Source organism: Paenibacillus sp. MABNR03 (assembly GCF_050455445.1).
Lineage (GTDB): Bacteria > Bacillota > Bacilli > Paenibacillales > Paenibacillaceae > Paenibacillus > Paenibacillus xylanilyticus.
This window is the reverse complement of sequence record NZ_JBCIYR010000013.1, coordinates 23032-50005: the sequence shown is the minus strand read 5'-3', so window position 1 is coordinate 50005 and position 26974 is coordinate 23032. Positions and strand designations below refer to the sequence as shown.

Annotated in this window: 23 protein-coding genes and 1 other RNA gene; 2 read left to right on the top strand and 22 right to left on the bottom strand. The window is 47.6% G+C overall.

Features of this window, described 5'->3' with window-relative positions:
- Positions 1 to 384: 384 nt before the first annotated feature.
- The 14 genes from AAIH57_RS28920 to rpoE all read right to left on the bottom strand — a co-directional run bounded on the left by AAIH57_RS28920 (position 385) and on the right by rpoE (position 13805).
- The gene (locus tag AAIH57_RS28920; RefSeq protein WP_175394170.1) at positions 385 to 654 is read right to left on the bottom strand and encodes a pro-sigmaK processing inhibitor BofA family protein; all 270 of its coding nucleotides are present in this window, start codon (positions 652 to 654) and stop codon (positions 385 to 387) included.
- A 30-nt stretch (positions 655 to 684) separates the two neighbouring features.
- Positions 685 to 960, bottom strand: a complete 276-nt coding sequence (locus tag AAIH57_RS28915) for a DUF2508 family protein (protein WP_430023841.1) — start codon at positions 958 to 960, stop codon at positions 685 to 687.
- A 214-nt stretch (positions 961 to 1174) separates the two neighbouring features.
- Positions 1175 to 1774, bottom strand: coding sequence for a recombination mediator RecR (gene recR / locus AAIH57_RS28910; protein ID WP_175394168.1), 600 nt, complete (start codon positions 1772 to 1774; stop codon positions 1175 to 1177).
- A 34-nt stretch (positions 1775 to 1808) separates the two neighbouring features.
- A complete protein-coding gene (locus tag AAIH57_RS28905; protein ID WP_095293487.1) occupies positions 1809 to 2120 on the bottom strand; it encodes a YbaB/EbfC family nucleoid-associated protein in 312 nt (103 codons plus the stop codon).
- Positions 2121 to 2169: 49 nt separating this feature from the next.
- Positions 2170 to 3924 carry a DNA polymerase III subunit gamma/tau gene (gene dnaX / locus AAIH57_RS28900; protein ID WP_430023840.1) on the bottom strand — a complete coding sequence of 585 codons (1755 nt, stop codon included), beginning with the start codon at positions 3922 to 3924 and terminating at the stop codon, positions 2170 to 2172.
- 173 nt (positions 3925 to 4097) lie between these two features.
- An RNA gene (ffs, locus tag AAIH57_RS28895) (signal recognition particle sRNA large type) lies at positions 4098 to 4365 on the bottom strand.
- A gap of 137 nt (positions 4366 to 4502) precedes the next feature.
- The gene (rpmE, locus tag AAIH57_RS28890) at positions 4503 to 4700 is read right to left on the bottom strand and encodes a 50S ribosomal protein L31 (RefSeq protein WP_175394166.1); all 198 of its coding nucleotides are present in this window, start codon (positions 4698 to 4700) and stop codon (positions 4503 to 4505) included.
- A gap of 103 nt (positions 4701 to 4803) precedes the next feature.
- The gene (locus AAIH57_RS28885) at positions 4804 to 6078 is read right to left on the bottom strand and encodes a radical SAM protein (protein ID WP_175394165.1); all 1275 of its coding nucleotides are present in this window, start codon (positions 6076 to 6078) and stop codon (positions 4804 to 4806) included.
- A gap of 99 nt (positions 6079 to 6177) precedes the next feature.
- Positions 6178 to 7503 (bottom strand): transcription termination factor Rho, encoded by a 1326-nt coding sequence (gene rho, locus AAIH57_RS28880; RefSeq protein ID WP_175394164.1) that lies wholly within the window; start codon positions 7501 to 7503, stop codon positions 6178 to 6180.
- Positions 7504 to 7975: 472 nt separating this feature from the next.
- Positions 7976 to 9229: a UDP-N-acetylglucosamine 1-carboxyvinyltransferase gene (locus AAIH57_RS28875; RefSeq protein ID WP_430023839.1), complete on the bottom strand. Its 1254-nt coding sequence runs from the start codon at positions 9227 to 9229 to the stop codon at positions 7976 to 7978.
- Positions 9230 to 9376: 147 nt separating this feature from the next.
- Positions 9377 to 10231 (bottom strand): class II fructose-1,6-bisphosphate aldolase, encoded by an 855-nt coding sequence (gene fba, locus AAIH57_RS28870; protein ID WP_175394162.1) that lies wholly within the window; start codon positions 10229 to 10231, stop codon positions 9377 to 9379.
- Between the two features lie 259 nt (positions 10232 to 10490).
- Positions 10491 to 10820, bottom strand: coding sequence for a response regulator (locus AAIH57_RS28865; RefSeq protein WP_217506293.1), 330 nt, complete (start codon positions 10818 to 10820; stop codon positions 10491 to 10493).
- 308 nt (positions 10821 to 11128) lie between these two features.
- Complete coding sequence (locus AAIH57_RS28860) at positions 11129 to 12733, bottom strand: CTP synthase (RefSeq protein WP_175394160.1); 1605 nt, start codon at positions 12731 to 12733, stop codon at positions 11129 to 11131.
- 493 nt (positions 12734 to 13226) lie between these two features.
- A complete protein-coding gene (gene rpoE / locus AAIH57_RS28855) occupies positions 13227 to 13805 on the bottom strand; it encodes a DNA-directed RNA polymerase subunit delta (protein ID WP_430023838.1) in 579 nt (192 codons plus the stop codon).
- 427 nt (positions 13806 to 14232) lie between these two features.
- Between rpoE and AAIH57_RS28850 the strand changes: the two genes are divergently transcribed.
- Positions 14233 to 15387 (top strand): S8 family peptidase, encoded by a 1155-nt coding sequence (locus tag AAIH57_RS28850; protein ID WP_175394158.1) that lies wholly within the window; start codon positions 14233 to 14235, stop codon positions 15385 to 15387.
- Positions 15388 to 15569: 182 nt separating this feature from the next.
- Here the strand turns inward: AAIH57_RS28850 and argS are convergent, their stop codons facing one another.
- From argS to speE, 7 genes are all read right to left on the bottom strand, one after another.
- Positions 15570 to 17252 (bottom strand): arginine--tRNA ligase, encoded by a 1683-nt coding sequence (gene argS, locus AAIH57_RS28845; RefSeq protein WP_175394157.1) that lies wholly within the window; start codon positions 17250 to 17252, stop codon positions 15570 to 15572.
- Positions 17249 to 17674: a DUF1934 domain-containing protein gene (locus AAIH57_RS28840; protein ID WP_430023837.1), complete on the bottom strand. Its 426-nt coding sequence runs from the start codon at positions 17672 to 17674 to the stop codon at positions 17249 to 17251. Before AAIH57_RS28840 ends, argS begins: the two co-directional genes overlap by 4 nt.
- Before the next feature lie 265 nt (positions 17675 to 17939).
- The gene (locus AAIH57_RS28835; protein WP_246310734.1) at positions 17940 to 18122 is read right to left on the bottom strand and encodes a DUF6171 family protein; all 183 of its coding nucleotides are present in this window, start codon (positions 18120 to 18122) and stop codon (positions 17940 to 17942) included.
- Between the two features lie 115 nt (positions 18123 to 18237).
- A complete protein-coding gene (locus tag AAIH57_RS28830; protein ID WP_430023843.1) occupies positions 18238 to 19719 on the bottom strand; it encodes an alpha-N-arabinofuranosidase in 1482 nt (493 codons plus the stop codon).
- A 222-nt stretch (positions 19720 to 19941) separates the two neighbouring features.
- A complete protein-coding gene (locus AAIH57_RS28825; RefSeq protein WP_430023836.1) occupies positions 19942 to 21123 on the bottom strand; it encodes a WD40/YVTN/BNR-like repeat-containing protein in 1182 nt (393 codons plus the stop codon).
- 898 nt (positions 21124 to 22021) lie between these two features.
- A complete protein-coding gene (speB, locus tag AAIH57_RS28820; protein WP_175394153.1) occupies positions 22022 to 22891 on the bottom strand; it encodes an agmatinase in 870 nt (289 codons plus the stop codon).
- Between the two features lie 14 nt (positions 22892 to 22905).
- A complete protein-coding gene (speE, locus tag AAIH57_RS28815; protein ID WP_175394152.1) occupies positions 22906 to 23733 on the bottom strand; it encodes a polyamine aminopropyltransferase in 828 nt (275 codons plus the stop codon).
- Positions 23734 to 24148: 415 nt separating this feature from the next.
- Between speE and AAIH57_RS28810 the strand changes: the two genes are divergently transcribed.
- Positions 24149 to 26227 (top strand): transglycosylase domain-containing protein, encoded by a 2079-nt coding sequence (locus AAIH57_RS28810; RefSeq protein ID WP_430023835.1) that lies wholly within the window; start codon positions 24149 to 24151, stop codon positions 26225 to 26227.
- Between the two features lie 189 nt (positions 26228 to 26416).
- Here the strand turns inward: AAIH57_RS28810 and AAIH57_RS28805 are convergent, their stop codons facing one another.
- On the bottom strand, positions 26417 to 26920 hold the full coding sequence (locus tag AAIH57_RS28805; RefSeq protein ID WP_175394150.1) for a YwhD family protein: 504 nt from the start codon (positions 26918 to 26920) through the stop codon (positions 26417 to 26419).
- Between the last annotated feature and the right edge of the window lie 54 nt (positions 26921 to 26974).

The following is a 26974-nucleotide window of genomic DNA, read 5'->3' as shown; positions in this document are numbered from 1 at the left end:
TCCTGAGCCAGGATCAAACTCTCCAATAAAGTATTGAAAAGAGCGATTAGCTCATTTTGAATCTGACGAGATTAAAATCTCAATTGTGTTCCAGTTTTCATACAGCCAGATGACATGTACCAAAAACCTTCACGTTCATCCTGCAAGCAGGATGATTACTCACTCGTTGTTCAGTTTTCAAAGATCAAACTTCGTTCTTTGTCGTCACCATTTTCTCTCAGCGGCGACTTTTATAATATATCATACTTCGTTTGTTTTCGTCAAGCTTTTTTTTGAAGTTCTTTTTTGAAGTTCTTATTAAACTTCGTTTTGTCTTCAAACGCTCTTGACCAAGCAAGCAAAGCAACGAGATATAATGTACCATAGATTCAATTCCAGAGTCAACTACCCGAACAAAGAAATTTTCAAGCCCAGCAGCAGCCCTACTCCCGGTAAACCCAAAATACTCACAGTACCGATTGTAGCAGGGTTCAGCGGTATATATGCACCAGTGATCCAACCCGAGTAATTAACAACATAGATGCCAATCGCAGCCAGAGCGAGATGTATCCCGAATGACGTGAGCCATGACAGCCCGATTCGTTTCCGAAACAAGATAACTACCAGCGCCAGCAACGAAGCTACAAGCACACTCCCTAAGATCACACTTTTCATAGTTCATACCCCCTTCTCGTATTCCTCTCGTCACACACTCATGCCTCGGTCCATTACAGGCGACTTTTTCATCCCTGCCCGTTTGGCCCGTTTCAGATGGATCTGGTACTTACGCTCAGCCGCTTCCAGAACAAATATCGCATAATCAATCTCATCTTTCCCCTGGGCCTCTTCAAACTGCCTCACTGCGCGCTCCCATTCCGCTTTGGCCTTTTCAATCTCCAGATAGATCTGCTCTTCTTCCATCTCCTTCTGTAATTGAGTACGTCTCTCCACCGAGTTTCTTGCACTTTTCCAGAAAAACATAAGCTCTTCCCCCTTTGATTCAGCACGATATATTCTCATACTTATCAAGGAAAGGACAAACTTAGAACTATGAGCCATATAAAATCCGAAGCAAATCTATTTCACACCCAATTAAAAAAGAGAGCCTCTCGGCTCTCCTACTAAACGTATTCCACTCTCCATCAAACAACTTCCTATTAAACCTGTATGGTCACCTAAATCCCGCTACGCACCCTTATCGGATCTCTCTGCGGCCTTCCAGTGCCTTCGACAGTGTCACTTCATCCGCATACTCCAGGTCTCCCCCTACAGGCAGTCCATGGGCTATCCGGGTTACCGTAATTTCAAATGGACGAACCAGGCGCGATATATACATCGCCGTAGCCTCACCCTCGATATTTGGATTCGTTGCAAGGATCAATTCCTGTACCCGTTCATCACTCAGCCTGGTCAAAAGCTCTTTCAAGCGGATATCGTCTGGGCCGATTCCCTCCATCGGAGAAATGGCACCTTGCAATACATGATAGTACCCGTCAAATTCCTTGGTACGCTCCATCGCGACAAGATCCTTGGAGTCCTGAACTACACAGATAACCGAAGCATCCCTGGACTTATCCTGACAAATACGGCACGGATCAGTATCCGTAATATTACAGCACACCGAGCAGTAATGAAGGTTACGCTTCACACTGACGAGCGCTTTGGCAAAATCAATAACGTCATCTTCCTTCATGTTAAGCACATGAAAGGCTAGTCGCGCAGCTGTCTTGGGGCCAATACCCGGCAATCGGGTAAAAGCATCAATCAGCTTTGCTATCGGTTCGGGATAATACAATCGATTGCGTCTCCTTTGACAGGATCAATTTTAATTAAAACAATCCCGGAATTTTCATGCCACCTGTGAATTTGCCCATGTCCTGGTTAGCAATTTCATCAGCTTTGCTCATTGCATCATTCACTGCCGTCATAACGAGATCCTGAAGCATTTCTACATCTTCCGGATCTACTGCCTCAGGTTTGATCGTGATGGACAGCAATTTTTTATGTCCGTTAACCTCAGCCGTTACTACACCGCCACCAGAAGTACCTTGGACTGTTTTGTCCGCCAATTCCTCTTGTGCCTTCAGCATTTGCTCCTGCATTTTCTTCACTTGTTTCATCATTTGGTTCATGTTGTTCATGATTATTCATCTCCTTTGTAATAGTTATAACGCTATGCGCTTGATATATCTATTCCTTGATCACTACAAGATCTTCACCGAAGAGCTGGATGGCTTCATCAATCCAAGGCTGCTTACTGCCTGAACCGCCGTCTTCATGCTCAGGTTCAAGCTTAAAGTCCTCCTTTGGCGCTTCAGTAGCTCCTTCCATTGCTCCTGTCCAATCCTTGAGCATCATTGTCACCAGACGCGCTGAACGTCCGAGTTGTTCGGACAATACACGCTCAATCACTTCACGATTGGCCTGCTTCTCTGTCGTTTCACGGTGAATATTATTCTTAAATGCCACCAATACGCTGTCTTCCAGCACAGAAACCGGCTCACCATCCATAAACCAAGCATGGACTGTAACCTTCTCTTCTTTTACACGCTGCAAGATCTGGCTCCATTTTTTGCTGACCTCCATGAATTCAGGAGATCCTTTGCGCGCAACGTATTGATCCAGCTGTGCAGGCAACTTTGCCGGAGAATTCCCTCGCGATACCGGAGCTCGCGTTGCCGGCCGAGATGGGCCACTTGGTGCAGCCTCTCCTCCAGACAAACCACTCTTCAGAGCACGATCCAGTTTCTTCTCCAACTCAACAAGCTGTTGTTTCAAACGGTTAATCTCCCCGCTGTCAGCCTGTGAAGTCGCAGCTGAACCTACCGAGGCAGAAGTCTGACCTGATGCCTCTCCCTGCGCAGGTATGCTGCACAGCTTGAGGAGAGCGACCTCAAATAGCGTTTGCGGCTGTACTGCATATTTCATTTCACTCTGGTATCGATTAAGCGTATCAATCATCTGGAACAGCTGCTCCTTCGTGAATGATTCTGCCATATCGCGGAACGACTCCGGATTAAGCACCCGATCGGTCAGCTTATCTGCATCCGGCACCATCTTGATCATAAGCAAATCGCGGAAGTAATACAGCAAATTTTCCATGCATTTATCTGCGCTCTTGCCTTCATGCATAAATCCTTCGATCATCTGCAAAATATGTCCGACATCACCCTTGAGCAGCGAAGCAGCGAGCTTCGCAAATTGCTCTGAAGGGATTCCTCCGGTCATATCCATGACCTGTTGGTACGTTACCCTTCCATCTGTGAAGGAAGAGATCTGGTCCAGCACACTGAGCGCATCCCGCATCCCTCCGTCAGACAGACGAGCAATGTATTGGAGCGCATCCTGATCAGCCTCCATGCCCTCCTGCTCACAGATCAGCGTGAGGCGGGCCGTCTGCTCTTCCAGAGAAACCCGGCGAAAATCAAATCGCTGGCATCTGGAAATAATGGTAGCCGGAAGGCGATGTGGTTCGGTCGTTGCCAAAATAAACATTACATGCGGAGGCGGTTCCTCCAATGTTTTGAGCAAAGCGTTGAACGCTTCTGTTGTTAACATGTGTACTTCATCAATAATATAGACTTTTTGCCGCACTTCGGTCGGGGCATATTTAACCTTTTCGCGAAGATCACGGATCTCTTCAACACCCCGGTTGGATGCAGCATCAATCTCCTGCACATCCATTACAGCACCAGTCGTAATCCTACGGCAAGCTTCACATTCGTTACAAGGCTCAGGCGCAGGCCCGCGTTCGCAGTTTACAGCTTTGGCCAAAATCTTGGCGGCACTTGTCTTCCCTGTTCCTCTGGGCCCGTTAAACAAGTAGGCGTGGGAAGTCCGCTGTTCACGAATCGCGTTCTGCAAGGTCTGAATAATATGCTGTTGTCCCACCATATCTTGAAACGACTGGGGACGCCAAGCCCGGTATAACGCGATATGCTCCATGATGCGTTACCTTCCTTCCACTTCGCATTCGAGTCCTTTGTCGTTCCCCCATTATACTATATTCCGGGGTGATTCCAAACTTTATCTGACCCATCATGCGCGGTTTTTTTGTACATATCAAAAAGACCTCTGCATACATACAACTGCAAAGGTCTCTACATTCAAATGGTAAGCCGTGCACCTGCTATCGATAATTGCGATCCAAGTGGCACCCCTGAACAACGGCTCAGGCTAGGCAACCCTCCGGCACAAGAGTGATCTCACTTATGGCTGCTTCCTTCCGGACCTGACCAGGTTCATGAGTACTCATTGCGGAGGACCCAACCGTCAACACCACGTTCAGGGACCAAACCTCACATCGACAATACCTCTAGCAGGAATTCAACCTCGCTATAGCGGATTGCGAGTTACAGGGCACCGCTACCTCCCCATCTAGCACGGTAAGAAATAGTATAACGTAAGGTTATCCAAATTGCAACCAGCTGCGAGCTGGAACCTTTATCCCTATATAAAAACCCCTGCCAAAGGCAGGGGTGGCTTGGATGCAATTAGCAGACAATTCCCGGGGAATTGCTGAATTAGATTCCGTATTTTTTCTTGAAACGATCGACACGGCCGCCAGCATCGATAAACTTCTGTTTACCGGTGAAGAACGGGTGGCACGCGGAGCAAATCTCTACACGAAGTCCGTCTTTAACCGAACCAGTTTCAAAAGTATTCCCGCAAGCGCAGGTTACTTGACCAATCGTGTATTTAGGATGAATTGCTGCTTTCATTACCTTTCACCTCTTTCCGCCCTGAGCCTCAAGCGGACCCAGAGTAAATGGCACAACTTCAGAGATTATAACACGGCCTAATGCCGGTTGCAATCCATTATTATCAAGAGGTGATTAGGCGTTTGGGACGTGCCATTCCGGCTGGCGGAACGTGGGTATACGAGCCAATAACAACATCAGGCAGCTCTTCTTCAAAGATTTCAATCATCTGCTTCATTCCCAAAATATCGCCTTGAGCTGGAGGAATCAATTCCAGGTAGCTCTCCGGGTCGATATTCAGATTACGCATTTGAATCAAACGCAGGTCTGTTCTGCGGGCAAACTCGATCATCGCTTCAATCTCTTCCTCACGATCCGTAACACCCGGGAAGATCAAATAGTTAATGGATGTATACACACCCTGTTGAGCCGCATACTTCATCGACTTCTCCACATTGGCAAGCGTATATCCGCGCGGTTTGTAGTATGCATTATAGTGGTCATCGAGTGCACTGATGGTGCTTACACGCATCAAGTCGAGACCAGCATCCACGATACCCCGGATGTGATCATTCAAACCAGCGTTGGTATTAATGTTGATATACCCCATGTCCGTGATCGAACGCACTTCACGAATCGCTTCAATTATCAATTTGGCTTGAGTTGAAGGCTCACCTTCACACCCCTGTCCAAAGCTGATAATGGACTCCGGCGTTTTCAGATGCTCCAGCATAACCTCAACAATCTCGTCCACACGTGGCCGGAAGTTCATCCGAGTCTGCGGGGAAACAAAGCCACTGTCATCCGGCTGTTCGGAAATGCACCCAAAGCAGCCTGCATTACAGGAATACGATACAGGGACTCCGCCTTCCCAACGATTCAGGAACGTATTGGATGATGTCAGACACTCATACCCAAGCGCACAGTTGGACAAATGAGTGTACAGGCGGTTTTCAGGATACTGTTCCGTCAGACGCTTAACTCCGGCACGCACATCATCGCGATCACAGTTCAACGGATTCCATTGATCCGGATGATCGGACATACGGGCAGTGACGTAGAATGCGTCATCTTTCCACACGACAGCCGAATACCCGAACAATGGGAGCTTGTACTCTTTGTCTGTTTTCACATAACCCGGCAAACACAGCCGAGTGAAGCCTTGCGGAAGCAAAGCTCCTACGGCCTGTGTGTCACTCGGGAGAGGCATCATTTCGCCGGTATCCGGATCCATCCCGATGGGACGAGTGCTTGGTAATCCAACAAGTGTTGCACCTTCTGGTAGAGGAATAAGTTCATCCTCCATAATTTCAACGATCATATCTCCACTACGGGCAAGCCCATACAGCGATGGATGATCAAATACATTGCCTTTTTCATCTGCGTATACTAAATACATGATGTTCTCCTCACATCTAATGGGTTAAACCGAACGACGAGTATTATGGTGAATTCAGCAGTATGACTGCCAAATTAGAGTTGATCAAATAATGCTATTTTATGTTGTTGTTGCCGAGGTGGCCGTCTGTCTTGGCGAACGACGAGTTGTCGTGGTCCCCGAATTACTCGTCGGGCTGTTGCCCGCTGCATCAAATGCTGCCAAAAATTCTGCATTCGTTTTGCTGTTGCGCAGTTTTTTCAGGAAGCCTTCCACAAAGTCATGTGAGTCATTCATATTTTTGCGAATGGCCCAGATCGTATCCAGCTCTTCCTTGCTTAGCAGCACTTCTTCCCGACGTGTACCGGAACGACGAATATCGATGGCCGGGAAAATACGGCGTTCTGCCAGTTTGCGGTCCAGATGAAGCTCCATATTGCCCGTACCCTTAAACTCTTCATAGATAATATCATCCATACGTGACCCCGTATCGATTAACGCTGTCGCCAGAATAGTCAGGCTTCCTCCTTCCTCCACATTCCGTGCAGATCCAAAGAAACGTTTTGGACGGTGGAATGCTGCAGGATCAATACCACCACTAAGTGTTCGGCCGGATGGCGGGATAACCAGGTTGTATGCGCGAGCAAGACGTGTAATGCTGTCCAGCAGAATAACTACATCCTTTTTGGCCTCAACCAGACGAAGAGCACGCTCTAACACCAATTCCGCAACCTTGATATGATTTTCAGGCAACTCATCGAATGTAGAAGCCACAACTTCCCCTTTAACCGAACGAGACATATCCGTCACTTCCTCCGGACGTTCATCAATCAACAGGACAAACAATTCAATTTCTGGGTTGTTGGTTGAAATGCTGTTGGCAATTTCTTTGAGGAGAAGCGTCTTACCTGCTTTGGGAGGTGCTACGATCAATCCGCGCTGTCCCAATCCTACAGGGGCCAGCACATCCATAATGCGTGTGGACAAATGGTTGGGGGATGTTTCGAGAACCAGTTTTTTCTGCGGATACAATGGGGTTAATGCCGGGAAATGAAGTCTTTCCGCAGCCGCTGATGGGTTCTCACCATTCACGGCATTGACTTGCAATAAACCGAAATATCTTTCGTTTTCCTTCGGTGTTCTACATTTGCCTGATACCAGGTCACCTGTCCTGAGGTCAAACTTACGAATCTGTGAGGCAGAAATATAAATGTCCTCGGTGCTAGGGAGGTAGTTAATCGGGCGAAGAAATCCGTAACCCTCGGGCAAAATTTCGAGCACACCCTGCATAAACATCAAACCACTCTGTTCAGCCTGAGCCCGAAGTATGGCAAAGATCAATTCTTTCTTCTTCAGTGTGCCGTAGTAGGGAATCTGATATTTTTTGGCCAGTTTGTAGAGGTCCGTTAGTTTCATTTCTTCCAAATCGGAAATTTGTAGATCCATATAATAACCACCTATTCAATTAATAAGTCCGTGAAATGGATAGTTTCGCTTGATGATCCGGCTATGGAGAACAGCATAATTCTGCTCTGCTGCATTCTCTTCTGTCCATTGTACGGAATGTAACCGTTATAATGCAAATACTTGTCGTTGAGTGTAAGTTACCGGGCGGGATGACCAACATACAGTGCTATCCGCTTGTGAGTGAATACATAATTCACGAGGCTTTCGATCCGGGTACCAGGCAAGGAGCACAGACAAACCGGGGTTTGGGGAAAAGGAATGATGTCAGTTCTTACAGCCATATGATATTTGATCCAAAAAAAGACCCTCCGGGTAAGGAAAAAGAACTATTTCATCTTATCCCGGAGAGGCTGAGAACTCTATTAGAATAGGTTTACCCAATTGTTGTAAAGATATGCAGTTCTGTCAAAATAATAACGGCAAGTCACCAATCCTGAATATGCCTAATTCATTAATCGGTCTCACGCCATACATCTGCACCAAGCATTCGCAGATTCGTAACAAGATGGTCATAGCCACGATCGATAAATTCGACGCCTGTCACTTCAGTCACACCTTCACTAACTGTAAGACCGGCGATGACCAGCGCTGCACCGGCACGAAGATCAGATGCTTTTACCTTGGCCGCATTCAGTGCCCCGCCCTCGATAATGGCTGAACGACCTTCTACGCGAATTTTGGCACCCATACGCACCAGCTCTGGAACGTGCTTAAATCGGTTACTGTAAACAAAATCACTCAGAACACTTACACCTGTTGCTTGAGTTAGTACACTTGTCATTGGAGACTGCAAATCGGTTGGAAAGCCAGGATACACGAGCGCTTTAACATCCACATGGCTGTATAAAGGTTGTCCAATGACACGAATACTTTCGTCCAGTTCTTCAATGCCCACGCCCATCTCCAGCAGTTTGGCCGTCAAAGCCTCCAGGTGTTTCGGAATGACGTTGTCAATCAGAACATTACCACGCGTTGCTGCTGCAGCAATCATATACGTACCCGCCTGTATGCGGTCCGGAATGATGGAATGACGGCAGCCCTTGAGCTCCGACACACCTTCAATGCGGATGGTTTCAGTACCTGCACCTTTAATGCTGGCACCCATTGAATTCAAAAGTGTTGCTACATCTATAATCTCAGGCTCTTTAGCCGCGTTTTCGATAATTGTAGAGCCTTTGGCACGAGTTGCCGCCAGCATAATGTTAATGGTTGCACCTACACTGCTTACATCCAGGTAAATCTTTGCTCCGCGCAGCTCTTTGGCATGCAAATGAATGGAGCCGTGTTCATTTGTTACTGTTGCGCCAAGCGCTTCAAAACCTTTGATGTGTTGATCAATCGGACGAGGCTCAAAGTTACAGCCCCCAGGTAAACCAATTGTTGCTTCTTTGAACCGCCCAAGCAATGCTCCCATCATATAATACGAAGCACGCAGCTTCTTCACTGGTCCATTGGGCATGGGTATGGATTTGATATCTGAAGGATCAATCCTCATCTGACTGCCTTCCCAAACTACACGAGCTCCGAGTTCCTCCAAAATTTCCGCATAAACCGCCACATCACTCAAAAGCGGCAGGTTGTCCAGCACGACCTCTGATTCGGCAAGCAATGCTGCAGGAATAAGCGCAATGGCGCTGTTCTTGGCGCCGCTTATGGTTACAGTCCCCTGTAACGGACGTCCGCCACTAATCATCAATTTTTCCATAAAGCTTAATGTCCCCCTACGTGTTTTGCAGCCGAATAACGGCATTACCTGCTGATGGCTTCCTACGTGAAATAAGGTGTGAAAATGGAAAGACACCGGCTAGGCGGTGTTCTTTCCACTTCACAGTATGGAACTGGTAAAGATAAATTACGCTTTGTTGTTGGAACCAAACTCGCGGATTTTACCTTTAACGGTTTCTTTGATTGCATCACGGCCTGGTACGATGAACGTACGTGGATCGTAAGCATCTGGTTTAGCTGCAAGCACTTCGCGAACCACTTTGGAGAAAGCAATTTGGTTCTCTGTGTTTACGTTGATTTTGGAAGTACCCAGGGAAATGGCTTTGTCGATGTCGTGTTTAGGAATGCCTGTACCACCGTGCAATACGAGTGGAACTTGTACCGCGTCACGAACTTCTTCCATTTCTTTGAAGCCCAGGTTAGGCTCGCCGTGGTAAGGACCATGAACGGAACCAAGAGCTGGTGCCAATGTGTCGATACCTGTTTCTTTCACGATGCGAACACACTCTTCGAGGTCAGCGTACATGATGCCGCCGATTACGTCGTCTTCTTGTCCGCCAACTGTACCTACTTCGGCTTCAACAGAAACGCCTTTAGCGTGTGCATATTCAACGACTTTTTTAGTCATTTCGATGTTTTCGTCGATTGGGTGGTGGGAACCGTCGATCATAACGGATGTAAATCCGGCATCGATCGCTTCTTTACACTTGTCGAAGCTGGAACCGTGGTCCAGGTGAATAGCAACCGGAACGGTAATTTTCATGTCGTGAATGAGTCCTTCTACCATTTTAACTACCGTGTAGAAGCCGCCCATGTGACGTGCTGCACCTTCGGATACACCCAGGATTACTGGGGATTTTTCTTCTTCAGCAGCACCCAGAATGGCTTGAGTCCACTCAAGGTTATTGATGTTGTATTGACCTACTGCATATTTTCCTTCAAGCGCTTTGTTCAACATGTCTGTCATAGATACTAATGGCATGGTTTCAATCCTCCTAGGGGTTTGGGTTGTGTCTATGGTTTTTAGCCGAAATCACATACGGGCTTATTATACCACATCCCATGTCAAATACTAAACAAGCATTTGCAAAAATGCTGTGCTTTGCAGCACAGTTTTCATAGATAGCGCATGAAGCCGCTCCCATTTTCAATATTCCCTCGTTAATTGGCCGAAATACCCATAACCCCCAAGAAGTACACACCCGTTTCATACAGACAAAAAAATCCTGCATTCACAGGATTCAGCTGCACCTATTGGCCGTGTCATTACGAAGCTGCATGTTGACCGCCACACGCATTTCATCGATATCAAAAGGTTTCGTGAAATGCATTAGCGCACCGAGATCAGTCGCTTCCTTGATCATGTCCAGCTCACCATATGCTGTCATCATGATGACTTTGATATCGGGATCAATCTCCTTAATATGTTTCAAAATTTCAAGGCCATCCATGCCAGGAATCTTCATATCAAGCAACACCAGATCAGGCTTATCGTTGTTCACAATCTCCAGTGCGATCTTGCCATTGGGCGCCTGGAACGTGTTATATCCTTCACTGCTGAACACTTCCATTAAGAGGATTCGAATCCCGTTCTGGTCATCAACGATTAACACTTTTTTTATTTTCCACTCTGTAACCTCCTGGATTTAGGAAAGCATGTATGTCTCCGAATCTGGATAACTATCCCATAGTCGTCATGATAAGTATTCTACCCTTCCCATTAAAATCCTGCCCCACACACAAATTACAGCTAAACATTTTATCTCCTCTCCGCTTGAGGGAAACCTATTATAAAATCAAAAAAGGGATGCTCACCGCACCAGCCTGTAATCCCAGGCTATCGGCAAACACCCCTCTTTATCATCGGGTTAATTCTATATTATTTTTCCGCATTCTCCAAAGAAGCTTTTACGAATTCACGGAACAATGGCTGTGGACGGTTCGGACGGGAAGTAAATTCCGGATGGAATTGTACAGCCAGGAACCAAGGATGTCCCGGAAGTTCCACGATCTCAACCAGACGACCATCCGGAGATGTACCGGAGATGACCAGACCTGCTTTTTCAATCGCTTCACGGTACTCATTGTTGAACTCATACCGGTGACGGTGTCTCTCATACACCAGCTCGTCATCATAACAAGCCATTGCCAAAGAACCTTCCTGCAGCTTACAAGGATAGAGACCCAGACGCATCGTACCGCCCAGATTCTCAATATCTTTTTGTTCTGGAAGCAGATCGATTACCGGGAATTCGGTAGCCGGATTAATCTCGGAGCTGTTCGCACCATTCAGACCCACAATGGAACGTGCATACTCGATTACGGATACCTGCATACCCAGGCAAATACCGAAGAACGGAATGTTCTTCTCACGGGCATAACGAATCGCCGACACTTTTCCTTCAATACCACGATCTCCGAAACCACCAGGAACAAGGATACCGCCAACGCCGTGCAGCAGATCGCCTACATTCTCATCCGTGATATCTTCAGAATGGATCCAACGGATCTTCACATCTGCATTGGATGCAAATCCTGCATGCGACAGGGATTCAACAACACTTAGATAAGCATCGTGCAATGCTACATATTTACCTACGATTGCAATCTCAACCGTACGCTCCAATTTGCTGATGCGGTCAACCAGCCCTTCCCACTCGCTCATGTCCGGTGCAGGAGTGGTCAGTTTCAGGTGATTTACCACGATTTCATCCAAACCTTCTTCACGCAGGTTCAAAGGTACTTCATACAATGTATCCGCATCGCGACATTCAACTACGGCGTTCTCATCGATGTCACAGAAGAGAGCGATTTTGGCTTTCATGTCTTTGGATAGCTCGTACTCTGTACGGCATACAATAACGTTCGGCTGAATTCCGATGCTGCGCAATTCCTTCACGCTGTGCTGGGTTGGTTTTGTTTTCACTTCACCAGCTGCCTTGATGTAAGGGATCAGCGTTACATGGATGTACATTACGTTGTCACGGCCCACATCACTCTTGATTTGACGAATAGCTTCCAGGAAAGGCAAGCTCTCGATATCGCCTACTGTTCCGCCAATCTCCGTAATAACAACGTCCGAACCCGCTTCACGTCCAGCTCGGAAAACGCGCTCCTTGATTTCGTTCGTAATGTGCGGGATAACTTGTACCGTACCGCCCAGATACTCTCCGCGCCGCTCTTTGCTGATAACGGAGGAATACACTTTACCGGTCGTGACGTTGCTGTTTTTGGAGAGGTTGATATCGATAAAACGTTCGTAGTGACCAAGGTCCAAATCCGTTTCCGCGCCATCATCGGTTACAAAAACCTCACCATGTTGATAAGGACTCATTGTTCCCGGGTCGATGTTGATGTATGGATCAAATTTTTGAATGGTTACCTTGAGACCTCTGTTCTTCAGCAGTCTGCCCAACGAGGCAGCGGTGATCCCTTTACCCAGGGAAGACACAACTCCGCCCGTCACGAAAATATACTTTGTCACTGTTATTACCCTCCTAATATAAATACAGAAATTCAGGCGATATATGGTGTTATCGTAACCCGTTTCCCAGGTAATCATCGTTAAAAAGAGCAATGGCAGAAATTCCCTGCATCTGCGAACTGCTCTTTTGCGCGAAGACCATGTGTACAAACTTGCTCTACAGCTAAGAATGGTGCAAATTTTCCGAAAGCCATTCATCCATGCCTGTCCCCAAAAATAGTATCAAGCCATCTCTTGCTGACGTTTTTTTATATACAAAAAATGGGCCACGGATGTTTGGCCGGGAGCGTGCGGAAATCAATCATTTTGCAATATTCTGCCTCTAAAAATACAAAAAAAAGTACTCCCGCAGGACGGGGCACTTTTTTATAAAAAACATAAATATATTCTCGCTCATTCATAAGCCCATGCAATAGTTTACCCGTTCCCCCGTGCGCTGTCAAGGCTGACTATCTGGGGGAAACGGGTAAATTATCGACATCAAAAATGACGGTTACTTATCGGAATCGTCGTCAAATTCATCCTCGTCTTCGGACTCATCTTCATCGTCTTCATCGAGGTCTTCTTCTTCCAAATCGTCATCTTCAACCAGAACTTCTTCATCGCTGTCATCTTCATCAAAGATGTCATCATCGTCGTCGTCATCGTCGTCGTCGTCATCGTCATCTTGATCATCATCTGCATTGTCGAAGTCTTCGTCGCTGTTGTAGCTGTCTTCCTCTTCGCCAAAGTCCTCATCTTCCAGATCATCATCTTCATCGTTGATGATACGCGGACGCTTCGCACCTGTCATGGAATCTTCTGTTCCACCAACTGGATACCAGCGTTTCAATCCCCAAAGACTTGTACCGACACAGGCAAAACGGCCATCGATATTGATCTCGGTATATAGCTGGGCGATAAACTCGTTGATTTCTTCATCAGTCATTCCGCGCTGTTTTGCTACCTCATTCATCAAATCACGGTAGTAGTACGGCGTATTGGCCGCTTTCAGCACCATAAAGGCGAGGTCAACCAAAGGAATCTCTCTTACCTTTTCTTTATCAATTTTCAAATTGAGCGAGGTACTCACTGACAGACACTTCCTCTCACACATAATTCACTTTATATCCCTACGAGCTGGACCGTTACGTATAACATATCCATTAACAAACCTAAGTAAAACCTATTTAGCGGTAAAAAGCAAGTTTTTATGTAGGCATGAGATACAAATTCGGAACACTACACTTCCTATTGGCAACGATCCCCTTTCTGTAAAAGTGAGTGAACATTGAAAAAGACGGAGTCCCCTCCGCCTTCTGACTGTATACCCTTGAAGGATTGCTCCTTACCAGGGTCCCCGCAAGAGCCCTCTCGCCCTCCATTCATCATATGTCCCTGCGCCCGTTTTGACACGGAGAGAACGTCTTTTTGTAAAAAAAGGGCAAGTTCCCCATGCGGCGGGATGAATGCATTCATAGAATACCTCAGCATGTTCATCCCGAAGGGGGCAGCCCATAATGGACTATACTGGTTTTTTGCATCAATTAGTTGAAGGAATGCAGCGTCCTGAACCGGAACAGGCAGGGCGGTACCTGATCCGGTTCGCCAAACCAGGACAATATGAAGCCTGTCTGCTTGAGCTCTCGCGGATGCGGAATGAGTATACCCACCTTGGAATGGTGCGCTCTTCACGGCTGGCTCGTTCCATTATTGCTCCAGTACATTGTCCGGAGGAATTGAAACAATACAGCGACGAGATTACAGTGGAGGAAGATGTGCAGATCTCGCTTCATGCAACGGCACTTCACAATAAACCGGCCACAGTACAAGGAGTTCCATGGGGAGTTAAACAGATTCGTGCCCCCAAAGTGTGGTCCGTCTCTACAGGACACCGGGTCAAAATTGGTGTGATTGACACAGGGGCCGACTATCAACATCCCGACCTTCGATACTCCCTGGCACGTGGGATCAATCTGTTAAACCGGAGTATGCTTCCCCATGATGACAACGGCCACGGTACCCACATTGCGGGAACGATCGCTGCAGCCAATAGCATGGAAGGCATGATTGGCGTAGCTCCGCGCTCTCTGATCTATCCGGTCAAGGCGTTTGACCATAACGGTTCAGCCTACGTATCCGATATTGTACTGGGGATCGACTGGTGTGTGCGTAACCGGGTCGATATTATCAATATGAGTTTCGGCATGAAGACCCGCAGCAAGGCTCTCCTTGATGTGGTTAATCGGGCATATCAAGCCGGTATTGTCATTGTGGCCTCGTCAGGAAACGACGGCAAACGGCGAAGCATTGATTATCCTGCACGTTATCCGCAGACCATTTCCGTAGGGGCCACCGACAAGAATCGGCGAATTGCTTCCTTTAGTAATCGCGGTGCATACGTCGATGTCTATGCACCCGGCGACAAAATCGTCTCTTCCTGGGTGCAGGGCAAGCACCATGAGATGAGTGGTACATCCATGGCAACGTCCCATGTGAGCGGCGCCATTGCGCTGCTGCTCGCGAAGCATCCGGGTCTCTCGCCTGGCGAGATCAAGATGCTTGTCAAGCGTGCAACCGTACCACTGCGCGCACGCAAGTCCACCACCGCAAAGAGCAAAATACGCGGTGGAGAGATTGACGCCCTCCGGCTGATGCAGGAGGGCGGCGGGTAACGGGCAGCTGCAGCCAATGGCAGGCTGGCCTGCCCTGGTGCCCGGGTGGTCCGCCACTGAAATGGCGGGATTGACCACCGGGCACAGCAAAAAGTCTCCATGTCCACGCTGCAATTGCAGGCGTGATGCATGGAGACTTTTTGCCACTCGCCGAGCGGCAGGTGCGCCGCTTGGTCTCGGGGTTACATTTTGTCCGGTGCGGATACGCCCACCAGACGGAGCGCTGTCGCGATGACGGTGCGCACTGCACCAATCAGCGCCAGACGCGCTTGGGTCTGACCCGCGTCTTCTGTAATGACGCGTTCAGCACGGTAATAGCTGTGGAACAGCGATGCCAACTCATATACATAACGGATAATGCGGTGAGGCGCATATCCGGTAGCAGCTGCGGCAATCTCTTCAGGCAGCTCGCCCATTTTGCGAAGAAGATCGAATTCATGTTCCGTTGTCAGCTTGGACAGATCAATCTGCGCCAGTGGCAGCAGCTCGATGCCCTGCTCTTCGGCTTGACGGTATACACTGCATACACGGGCATGTGCATATTGTACATAAAACACCGGATTTTCATTAGACGTCGAAATTGCGAGGTCCATATCAAAGTCCAAATGGGAATCCATACTGCGCATGGTGAAGAAGTACCGGATCGCATCAATGCCTACTTCATCCATCAGATCCTCCATCGTTACCGCCTTACCGGTACGCTTCGACATCTTCACTTTTTCCCCGTTCTGGAACAAGCTCACCATCTGTGCAATCAGTACCACCAGCTTGGATGGATCGTTGCCCAGTGCTTGCATTGCCGCTTTCATCCGCGGAATATATCCGTGGTGATCGGCTCCCCAAATGTTAATCATTGTGTCATATCCACGGGAATACTTGTCACGGTGATACGCAATATCCGGTGTCAGATAGGTGTACGTACCATCGTTTTTGATCAATACACGTTCCTTGTCATCACCATATTGCATGGTTTTCAGCCAGGTAGCGCCATCTTTCTCATAAATCTCGTCACGATCACGCAATTCGTCCAGAACGCGAAGGACTTCTCCATTGTCATACAACGACGTCTCGCTGAACCAGATGTCGAATTCAACACGGAAGCGATTCAGATCGCGTTTGATCTTGTCCAGCTCTTTCTCCAGACCAAAGTCACGGAAATAAGCGGCGCGGTCACCTGGATGCATCGACAGCAAGCTGTCTCCCTTTTCGGCAACAAGCTGCTTCGCAAACCCTTTGATATCTTCGCCATGGTATCCATCTTCCGGCATCTCGGCATCCTGACCCAGTTCTTGCAAATAACGTGCTTCAATCGAACGTGCCAGATTAAACACCTGATTACCAGCATCGTTAATGTAGTATTCACGCGTTACATCATAGCCGGCGTAATCGAGGATGTTACAAAGTGCATCACCCACAGCTGCTCCGCGGGCATGTCCCAGGTGAAGACTGCCTGTCGGGTTCGCACTGACGAATTCCATCTCGACCTTTCGTCCTTCGCCGACATTGATTCGTCCGTAGTTCTCACCCTGTTCGTGAACAAGTCCAAGCACCGGATAGAGATAACTCTTGTCCAATTTGAAGTTAATGAACCCTGGTCCGGCAATCTCTGCCTTCTCGATTCCGGCTTCTGCAAGGTTCAGGTTTGCAATAATCTCTTCTGCGATCTGACGAGGATTGCGTTTGGCAATCTTGGTCAGCTGCATCGCTGCATTGGTTGCCAGATCCCCGTGCGATTTGTCGCGTGGCACTTCAAGTGTAATAGCTGGCAGTTGTTCCTCTTGTGAAACGATACCGGCAGCTACAACAGCATTGCCAATCGCGGTACTTACCCGTTCGTTAATAGTATCCAATGGATTACGTGTCATGAAATTGGTTCCTCCTGTATGTGCAAACTAATCTCGAAATGTCCGGCTTCTTCCTCAAAGCGGTAAAAGTCATAGCTCCACGCTGCGCGTGCGCTTAATCCCTGTATGGAAAGGTCCAGCTTATGTGTATGCGTGGACAGGGTGAATGACATGTAAGGTGATCGGTAAAAACCTGGGAGCTTGCGATTCATTTCAAACGTTTGCTCCGATTCCACCTCACCATGGCGTATAATCTTGAGCGCTTGTCCGCCAAGCTTCAATGTTGTTCGGGTAATACCGCCTTCCGGTCCAGCCTGCGGCTCTTCGTAACGAACGTAGAGCACAGATCCTTTTAACACGGCTTCACCCTTCATTTCCTGCAGCACATCTTCGCCTTCATAACGGCTGTGCAGCCGGATCTGAACCGGTCGCATGTTCGACATGAATGTTAACCTCCAATATATTCGAGGCGGCGCAAAATCGGGCAGGACCGGTGAGAACAGCCCTTCCCGAATTCAAGTACCGCTATACGCGCTAATATTACCGGATAGCTCTCTATCCTACACTCTACTGTATAACTATATCCAGTTCACTCGCTCAATTCAAATCCAAATTCAGAGTTTTTGCTCTGCATCACAAAAAAAGCAGAGCTGCACCCTCAAAGTGCAGCCCTGCTTCGCTACATTATAATAAGATCATACGGAAAGATCAGGTCCATCGAGATTCATACGGAAACGGGCAAGTAGATTCCACCAGCTTGGCACGTACTTGGACCAAACAGCCACAGTAGCGACACGTGGTGCCGTATTGCAGTGCCGGGCAGTCTGCACACGAGGATAGCCGCTGCGCGTACTCCTCATCCGGTACCACAGGACGTGAACGTGAGGCCATTTCCACCAGTCGAGCCATTTTGGATTCACTGATGTTTACAGCATGCTGATCACTACATCCCTTGCAATGCTCTTGCCTTGTCACAAAACGACTTGAACCGGATGTACTCATCGCATTACCCTTGGACGGCAATAACCCCTACGGATGCAGGCGGCAGAACGAAGCGCAGCTCCTGATTAGCAAGGGTAACACCCTTCCATTCAACAGGCTCCACCCGGCTCGGATCTTCAAACGTATTGAATGCACCAAAATCGGCATGATGCAAAATTCGTCCCGACACCGAAGATGACTCCACAGCTTCAAGTTGGCATACCACTTCCAGTTCATCCGTGTGACTCAAATTGCATGCGGTTACATGGATAACTCCATCCTTACTGCGGGAAGCGGACAAACTAAGCTGGGGAATGGTGTCTTCCCCGAGAGTGTATCCAGGACTCTCATAGTTTAGTTCCAATCGCTGTGCGTCCATATGAACCTGATACATATCAAACACATGGTACGTTGGCGTGAGAAGCATACGCTCACCTTCTGTCAGCACCAATGCCTGCAGAACGTTAACGATCTGTGCCAGGTTGGCCATTTGCACCCGTTTATTGTAGCGATTGAACAGATTCAGGTTAATGCCCGCCACAAGCGCATCCCTCATCGTATTTTGCTGGTACAGGAATCCTGGATTTGTTCCCGGTTCTACGTTATACCAAGTTCCCCACTCATCAATAATGAGTCCCACTTTGCAATCCGGATCATATTTATCCATAATTTCGGAATGCTTCACGATCAGTTCTTCCATATGCAATGTACGCTTCAGGGTCTGAAACCAGGCTTGATCGTCAAATCCTGTAGACTCCCCTTTGTCCTGCCATACACCCGTTGGCAATGTATAATAATGAAGACTCAATCCATTCATATGCTGCCCTGCTTCACGCATCAATACTTCGGTCCAATGATAATTATCCTCGTTGGGGCCACAGGCGATTTTGTAAATCTGATTATCGGAGTAATTGCGTACGTATGTAGCATATCGGCGATACTCATCCGCATAGTATTCTGCACGCATGTTGCCGCCGCATCCCCAGTTCTCATTTCCTACACCGAAATAAGTCAGCTTCCAGGGCTGCTCCCTGCCATTTTCCTTCCGCCAATTTGCCATGGGTGATTCTCCGTCAAACGTAATGTATTCAACCCACTGCTGCATTTCATGCACCGTACCGCTGCCCACATTGCCACTGATGTAAGGCTCGGTTCCCAGCAGCTCACATAATCTCAGAAATTCATGCGTACCAAAATGGTTGTTCTCTTCTACACCACCCCAGTTTGTGTTAATCATGCGTGCACGTTCACTCAGCGGGCCCACGCCATCTTTCCAGTGATACTCATCGGCAAAACATCCCCCAGGCCAGCGCAGCACAGGAATATTAAGCTTTTGCAGCGCCGTCAAGACATCATTCCGGATCCCTTCCGTATTTGGAATGGGTGAGTCCTTTCCCACCCATAACCCTTCGTAAATGCAACGCCCCAAGTGCTCGGAGAAGTGTCCGTAAATATTGCGGTTTATTAATCCTTGTTCTGAATTGGCTTTTAAAATAACATCTACCATCATTTCAACCTCCCAAAAACTGTTGTTATCGCTTACATTAACTTGTTTTTGAACAGGTTTCAACCGTTTTTATTCAGACGAAAACAAGCCCTTCCTGACAAATAGTTCTAGGAAAGGGCTTGTTTCTAGCTGCATAGGCCAATAGACAATAAATACCCAATATTGGTCCTCTTTGTGCCTGAATTTATCATATTGTTATTTCAAATAAAGTGTCGTTTCACCCTACTCTCCGGGCAATAAGAATTTTTGTTTCCACGTGCTTCCTCCGTTGGTTGTTTCATAAATCGCAGGGGAATCATTGCTTGTAACGACAAGCCATCCGGTTTTGACGGAGGGAAACGAGATTCGGGAACTGTAGCCCGTTCCATCCAAGTCTGCATTTTTCCACGTGGAACCAGCGTCGTAAGAGCGCCCAATACCCACTTTGCCTGCTGCGGGAGACCCGCCTGAAAGGTATGCAGTCTGGTTTCCGATCAATGCCATATTCCCAGGATGTCCACCGGGATCAGCCGGTCCTTTACCTTTACCCAAGCTATTTCCACCAGGTGCAGGGCCTCCACCTGCTGTCGACTGGGCAAACACCTGCCGCCAGTTTCTGCCTTCATTCCCGCTTGCATAGAGAGAATAGGATTGTTGCGACATACCTGCATCACCATATAAGACAGCCCATACCTGTTTCCCGTTTGCATATAGGTCTGCCCCGTTCCATGCAGCAGAAACGATTCGGAGAGAGGTTGTCCAGTTCTTGCCTCCATCCGAAGTCCAGAGCAAGTGATAGCCTGAGCCAGGCACGACTACAACGGCATACCCTTGTTTATCTGTTGCGAAAGCTGCTGATCGCGTATTCGCCGGAGTGTTGATTTTAGTCCAGGTCAATCCGCCGTCCTGTGTCCGATACGCTCCATTGTAGGTGTAGCCGTAGCCTTCATTTTTGTTTTTAAAATCAATTCGCTTGAACTGAATGCCAGGAGTATCAAGCCGCTTCCAGTGTGATCCACCATCGGTTGTGCGAATAAAGTATGTCTTGGCTGAATCTTTCATTTGCGCAAGAGCAAATCCGTTCACATTATTAGGAAAATCAAGCTGTGTGAACTGCCATTGCCCGGTATAGATGGACTGCCATGTACACCCTGCATTCGAGGTGCCGATGAGGAAACCCTCTCCGGCTGCCCGGCCAGTTGTGTTGTTAAGGAAATCAATGTCAGTAAACTGCAGTTGCTGATCTTCCACACCGCTGCCCTTGTTCAATGTAGCAGACAATCCGTGATCTCCACTTCCGCATGTCGGGGAAGATGCAGCACTTGCACCTGACTGCATATGTACCGATCCCAGTCCCCAAGCCATTGTTAACGATAAAGCCAGTGCGCCAATCCGTTTCCATGTCGTTGTACTCTTGGTTGTCATCGCGACACCTCCTTCTATGTTTTTACCCGATTATGCGAGTTCTAACGTAACAATCTGTTTATCCCGAGTGACATTATTGCAATAAAAAAACCACCTGTACCTACGATTGGTATCAGTAGGTATGGGTGGTCCTTCACTAAACGTTGTGTGATCTAAGTTAAACCGGAAATGTCTCAATAGCAATAATAACAAAACTGATACTTAAAAACAGGCAAAATCCGAAATGCAGTTTGTTATACTTAAATTCCCGAATACTATATGCAGCGAAAAGGATCGCTAGATTAACCAATATGAAAGATAAATTAAAGAATACTGTCATCATTAATATTAGATTGATTATAAATATCATAAGTACCACACTAAACCACTTGGGAACCATACTCAAATGAGCCCGAATCGCATTCATAAATATCCACCTTCCTCTATTCCCATATTATACAGAATTATCCCTCATAATTGCATCAAATCTACAACAAATGGTATTGTCATGGGAACAAATGTACCATAATTGCTCTTATGGACTTTAAATCATGGTGGATGTTTTCATGACACGGCGCAGCTTCCCAAAAGGGAGTGACGTCGAAGGTCAAACTTGTGGCGTTGCTTGATGTAATCCGGTAGATTGCTGCCATTCTCAGTCTAGCACTGAGTGTACAAAGGCTATACCGCTGGTTGCGTAAAAAGTTGCGTAACAAGCAAAAACCCACCTCATAGGTAGGAGCATGACGGTGGGGTTCGCTTGAACTAAGCTATGAAGTTTAAAGGGCGCCGTGGCGATCCACAGCCTTCTAAACCTAGAGTCTTTGTTGCTACCAATGACAAAGGCTCTTTTTGCCGTATATGGCTGAACCAGAACACCCTGGCTGATGTTCCAATGAAGTCAACTTCAACTTGGCTGTTACTTCACGAATCCAAGCAGCATTTCACGGATCATCTTCGCAGCGACAATCTGTGTTTGTTGTGTTGGATCATAGATCGGCGCTACTTCAACCAGGTCGCAGCCGACTACATTTACATCAGAAGCTGCAATCATGTGAACGGCTTCCAGCAGTTCTTTGGATGTAATGCCACCCGCTTCTGCTGTACCTGTTCCCGGTGCTGCGGACGGATCAAGCACGTCGATGTCGATGGTTACGTACACCGGACGGTTGCCCATTTTTGGAAGGGCTTCTTTCATCGGAGCTGCCACTTCAAATGGATAGAAGTTAATGTTCTCCCGTCCATATTGGAACTCCTCACGGGAGCCGGAACGGATTCCGAACTGATAAATATTTTTGCCGCCCATCAGCTCGGCTGCTTTGCGCACTGGCGTCGAGTGGGACAATGGCTCGCCTTCATAATGTTCACGAAGGTCCGCGTGGGCATCAATATGAATCAGGATAAGGTCCGGATATTTTTTGTACATTTGTTGGATGACCGGCCAAGTAACCAGATGCTCTCCACCGAGACCTATCGGGAATTTGTCGTCAGCCAGCAGGCTGCCGATATATTCACTGATCACTTCAAGGCTGCGTCCTGCGTTACCGAAAGGCAGAAGCAAGTCTCCTGCATCAAAGTATGTCATATCGACAATGCTTTTATCGAGGTATGGGCTGTACTCTTCTAGTCCAACCGATGCCTGACGGATATGGGAAGGACCGAACCGAGAACCCGGACGGAAGCTGACAGTGTAGTCCATCGGCATCCCATAGATGACCGCTTTGGAATTCTCATAATCCTCAGAACTGCAAATAAATACGTTACCAGAATAAGCTTGATCCAATTTCATGAATGATTTCCCCTTTATTTCGTTAAGTCTTCCACGAATTTAGGAAGTACAAAGGCTGCCTTGTGCAAACGTGGTGAGTAATATTTGGTATCCATCTCTGGAATTTGGGTCTCGTCCACTTCAAGTGGATCATATTTTTTGCTGCCCATTGTAAATGTCCACAGACCACTTGGGTAAGTTGGAATGTTACAGCCGTATACGTGTACGATGGGGAAGATCTCTTTAACATCCTTGTTTACCTTTTGAATCAAATCCGCCTTGAACCAAGGGTTATCAGTTTGAGCAACGAAGATGCCGTCTTCTTTCAGCGCTTCATGGATACCCTGGTAAAAACCACGCTCAAACAGTGGAGCAGCCGGGCCTACAGGCTCCGTGGAATCCACGATGATTACATCGTATTCATTTTTATGTTCAATAATATGCATATAGCCGTCATTGACGAGCACTTCAACATTGGGCTCGTCCAGTTTGCCGGCAATTTCAGGCAAATATTTTTTGGAATATTCAATGACTTTACCGTCGATTTCGACCAGAACTGCTTTTTCTACTGCAGCATGCTTAATGACTTCACGAATGACCCCGCCATCGCCGCCACCTACAACCAAAACTTTTTTCGGATTCGGGTGAGTGTTCAGCGCAGGGTGAGCAGCCATCTCATGATAAACGAATTCGTCTTTCACCGTAGTCATTACCATGCCGTCGAGCAGCAACATGTTCCCGAATTCCTCGGTTTCTACCATGGCCAAATCTTGAAAGTCCGTCTTTTCGCTTACATATGTCTGCTTAATCTTCGCGGTGATCCCGAATGCCGGGGTCTGTTTCTCCGTGAACCATAATTCCATGATCTCTACCTTCTTTCCGTAAAGTTAATGATCAGCCGTACCCAGCATAGCACTTGTGCCCGCCGGTTCACCCAAGCACTCCAGCGTCCAGCGCCATTTAGCGTTATGGTTGCTGGCTGCGGAAAGATCCGCGTTTCACTTCATTATATAGATTAAACTTGACCAGAACGTGCGAAGCGTTTGATTGAATCAACAAATCAATGACGATTGATGCTGTTCGTTCTTCCGTGCCTTATTGTATGTTGTGCCGAACTGTACCTTTTCATTACCTTTTGCATTATACGCGATAGATGTTTATACTGCAAAACGGTTTTTACTGCATCAATGCTACATTTTAAACTGTTCAGCAGAAGACTGAATATCCCTGTCAATGAAATCCCATACTGGAAAGAAAAGAGAGAAAGGGGCCCGTTCCATGACTCAAACTCGCCAGAAGACCCGCAAACGCGGGTTCCGTTTATTCAAATGGATTAAAAGCCTCTCCCTGCTCGCTGTTCTTGTGATGATCGCCACTGTTGCAGGATTGGTCTATCTATATGCTACCAGCCTGCCCCTGGCCGATTCGGATCGCAACTCAAGACTGCTCGATAGCCAGGGTGAGGTCATTGCTACCTTTTCTGCAGGCGGCAAAGATTCCGTACCCGTGCTGCTGACAGATATCTCACCAGACCTGATTAACGCTACACTGGCTGTCGAGGATCGCAAATTTTATAACCATTATGGCTTCGACATTCAAGGAATGGGACGAGCTGTGCTCGTTAACCTGGAACATATGGAGATGTCTCAAGGAGCCAGCACCCTCACACAGCAGCTTGCGCGTAATCTGTATCTCTCCCATGAGAAGACATGGACTCGGAAGGCAAAAGAGGCGATGTACACCGCACAGCTTGAAATGAAATACAGCAAGGAAGAAATTCTTCAAATGTACCTCAATGAAATTTATTATGGTCATGGTGCTTACGGGATTGAAGCTGCTTCTCGCATGTATTTTGGCAAATCAGCCAAACAACTGGATTTGGCGGAAAGCGCCATGCTTGCAGGCATTCCGAAGGGTCCAACCTACTACTCTCCATATAACCATATGAAGAATGCGAAGGATCGGCAAAAGATTGTACTTGCCGCTATGGTCGATATCGGTAAAATAACAAAAGCCGAAGCAGACAAGGCCTATGAGCAAATGCTCTCCTTCAAGCCAGAAAGTGAACGAAAAACGGTAGAAAGTGCTCCCTATTTCCGGGACTACATCCGCAGCCTGGCAGTTAAGGAGCTGGGCATTAGCGAAGCGATGCTGGACCACGGGGGACTAAATATATACACCACACTGGATCTGCGTGTGCAAAAGGCTGCTGAAGACGCCGTAGCCAAAGGCATGGACCCTAAAGGCGAGCTGGAGACGGCCATTGTGTCCATAGACCCTCGCACTGGATATATCAAGGCAATGGTAGGCGGCAAAAATTATCGCACCAATCAGATCAACCATGTACTGGCGACAACACGTCAGCCAGGGTCGGCATTTAAACCAATTATGTATCTGGCTGCGCTGGAATCCAAACAGCTGACCAGTGCATCCATCTTCAATAGCGAACCAACTTTGTTCCACTATGACAATGACCGTAAAACCTACAAACCTGGCAATTTTGGTGACAAATATCTGGGGGAAATTGATTTAAGGCAGGCAATTGCCGCCTCGGACAACATCTATGCGGTGAACACGATCATGCAGATCGGACCTGAGCAGGTCGTGGACATGGCTAAAAACCTGGGCATTACCAGCAAACTGAGTGCTGTCCCCTCTCTCGCTCTGGGCACCTCACCCGTGAGTCCATTGGAAATGGCCTCAGCCTTTTCTGTTATCGCTGCAGGCGGACAACGAACACCTCCTGTTGCCATCCTGCAAGTGACAGATGCGGCAGGACGTGTAATTTACGAAGCACCACAAACCAAGGCTGAAAAAGTAGTAGAACCTGCTGCCGCTTATGTTTTAACACGTTTAATGGAAAGTGTTTTCGAGAATGGTGGTACAGGGAATCGGGTAGCTACAACCATTAAGCGTCCGGTTGCCGGCAAAACAGGCACGACCAATACCGATGCCTGGATGGTCGGCTTCACTCCCGAGCTCTCCACTGCCGTATGGGTTGGTTATGATCAGGGCAAAGCCATTTCCACTTCGGATGGCCGCCGTGCAGCACCGATGTTTGCCCAATTTACAGAGCAGGCTCTTGCGAGTGTGCCGCCGAAGATTTTCCCTGTCCCTGATCATGTGGTCAGCGTGTATATCGACCCGGAATCCGGCAAATTGGCAGGCAACGGCTGTGAAGAGAAGCGGCTTGAAGTATTCATTGATGGCACAGAGCCAACAGAAACCTGCCGCGGCACAACAGATGGGACAGATTCCGAGAAGGACGATGGCAGCCGTCAAGCAGAGAATCAACAAGGAGTACAGGAAGAGAAGCATTCGTGGTGGAAGGACTTCAAACGCTGGTGGGTAGAATGACGCAAATACGTAATGACTTAGTTGCGTCACTATAATATTGGGTTGGGTCACCTCTAACTCACTCGTACATTCCGTTGTGTACGACTCATTCAGTTCTTTCCCCACCTATAAAACAAAAGCCCCAAACCGATATTTTCGGTTATGGGGCTTTTCATGTTCTTTTTGGGTGAAACAGCATGAACACAGTAATCAGGCGAGCGCTTCTTTCAATTCATCCGGAGAAGCATTCCACCACTCTTCGTTGTGTGTAACCAGCAACTTTTTGAGGGCAGCACGGTCTTCTGGACCAAGTTCATCCAGCATGAAACGACGCTTCATCGCATAATCCATCCGGTTCACATGGTCAGCCAGCAGTTTCCATCCGCGTTTTGCCTCTGTATCAATCCACATCTCGCATGCCGTTGCACCGCCATACAATTGACCCTGCTCCGTACGATCCACAGCTACCCATACGAGCCATACCTGGCGTCCGTTAGGTACATCTTCCCGGTTCGTGGAAAACTTGATACCGCGTTCCACCTTGCTCTTGGCGTGCATGGCACCAATATCAATCTTCGCTTCGCCATTATCAATAATGACCGGCGACAGATTGTTCAGATCAATGGAGCCTGCACCGAAACCTTTGTGTTTGCTTTTGGCACTTACGATATTCAAGGCAATCTGTTTTTTGCCGTTTTGCTCGTTTTGATCCATATTTATAGCCTCCAAGGGTTGATACAAATATTTTAACTAATAATCGTCCCATTG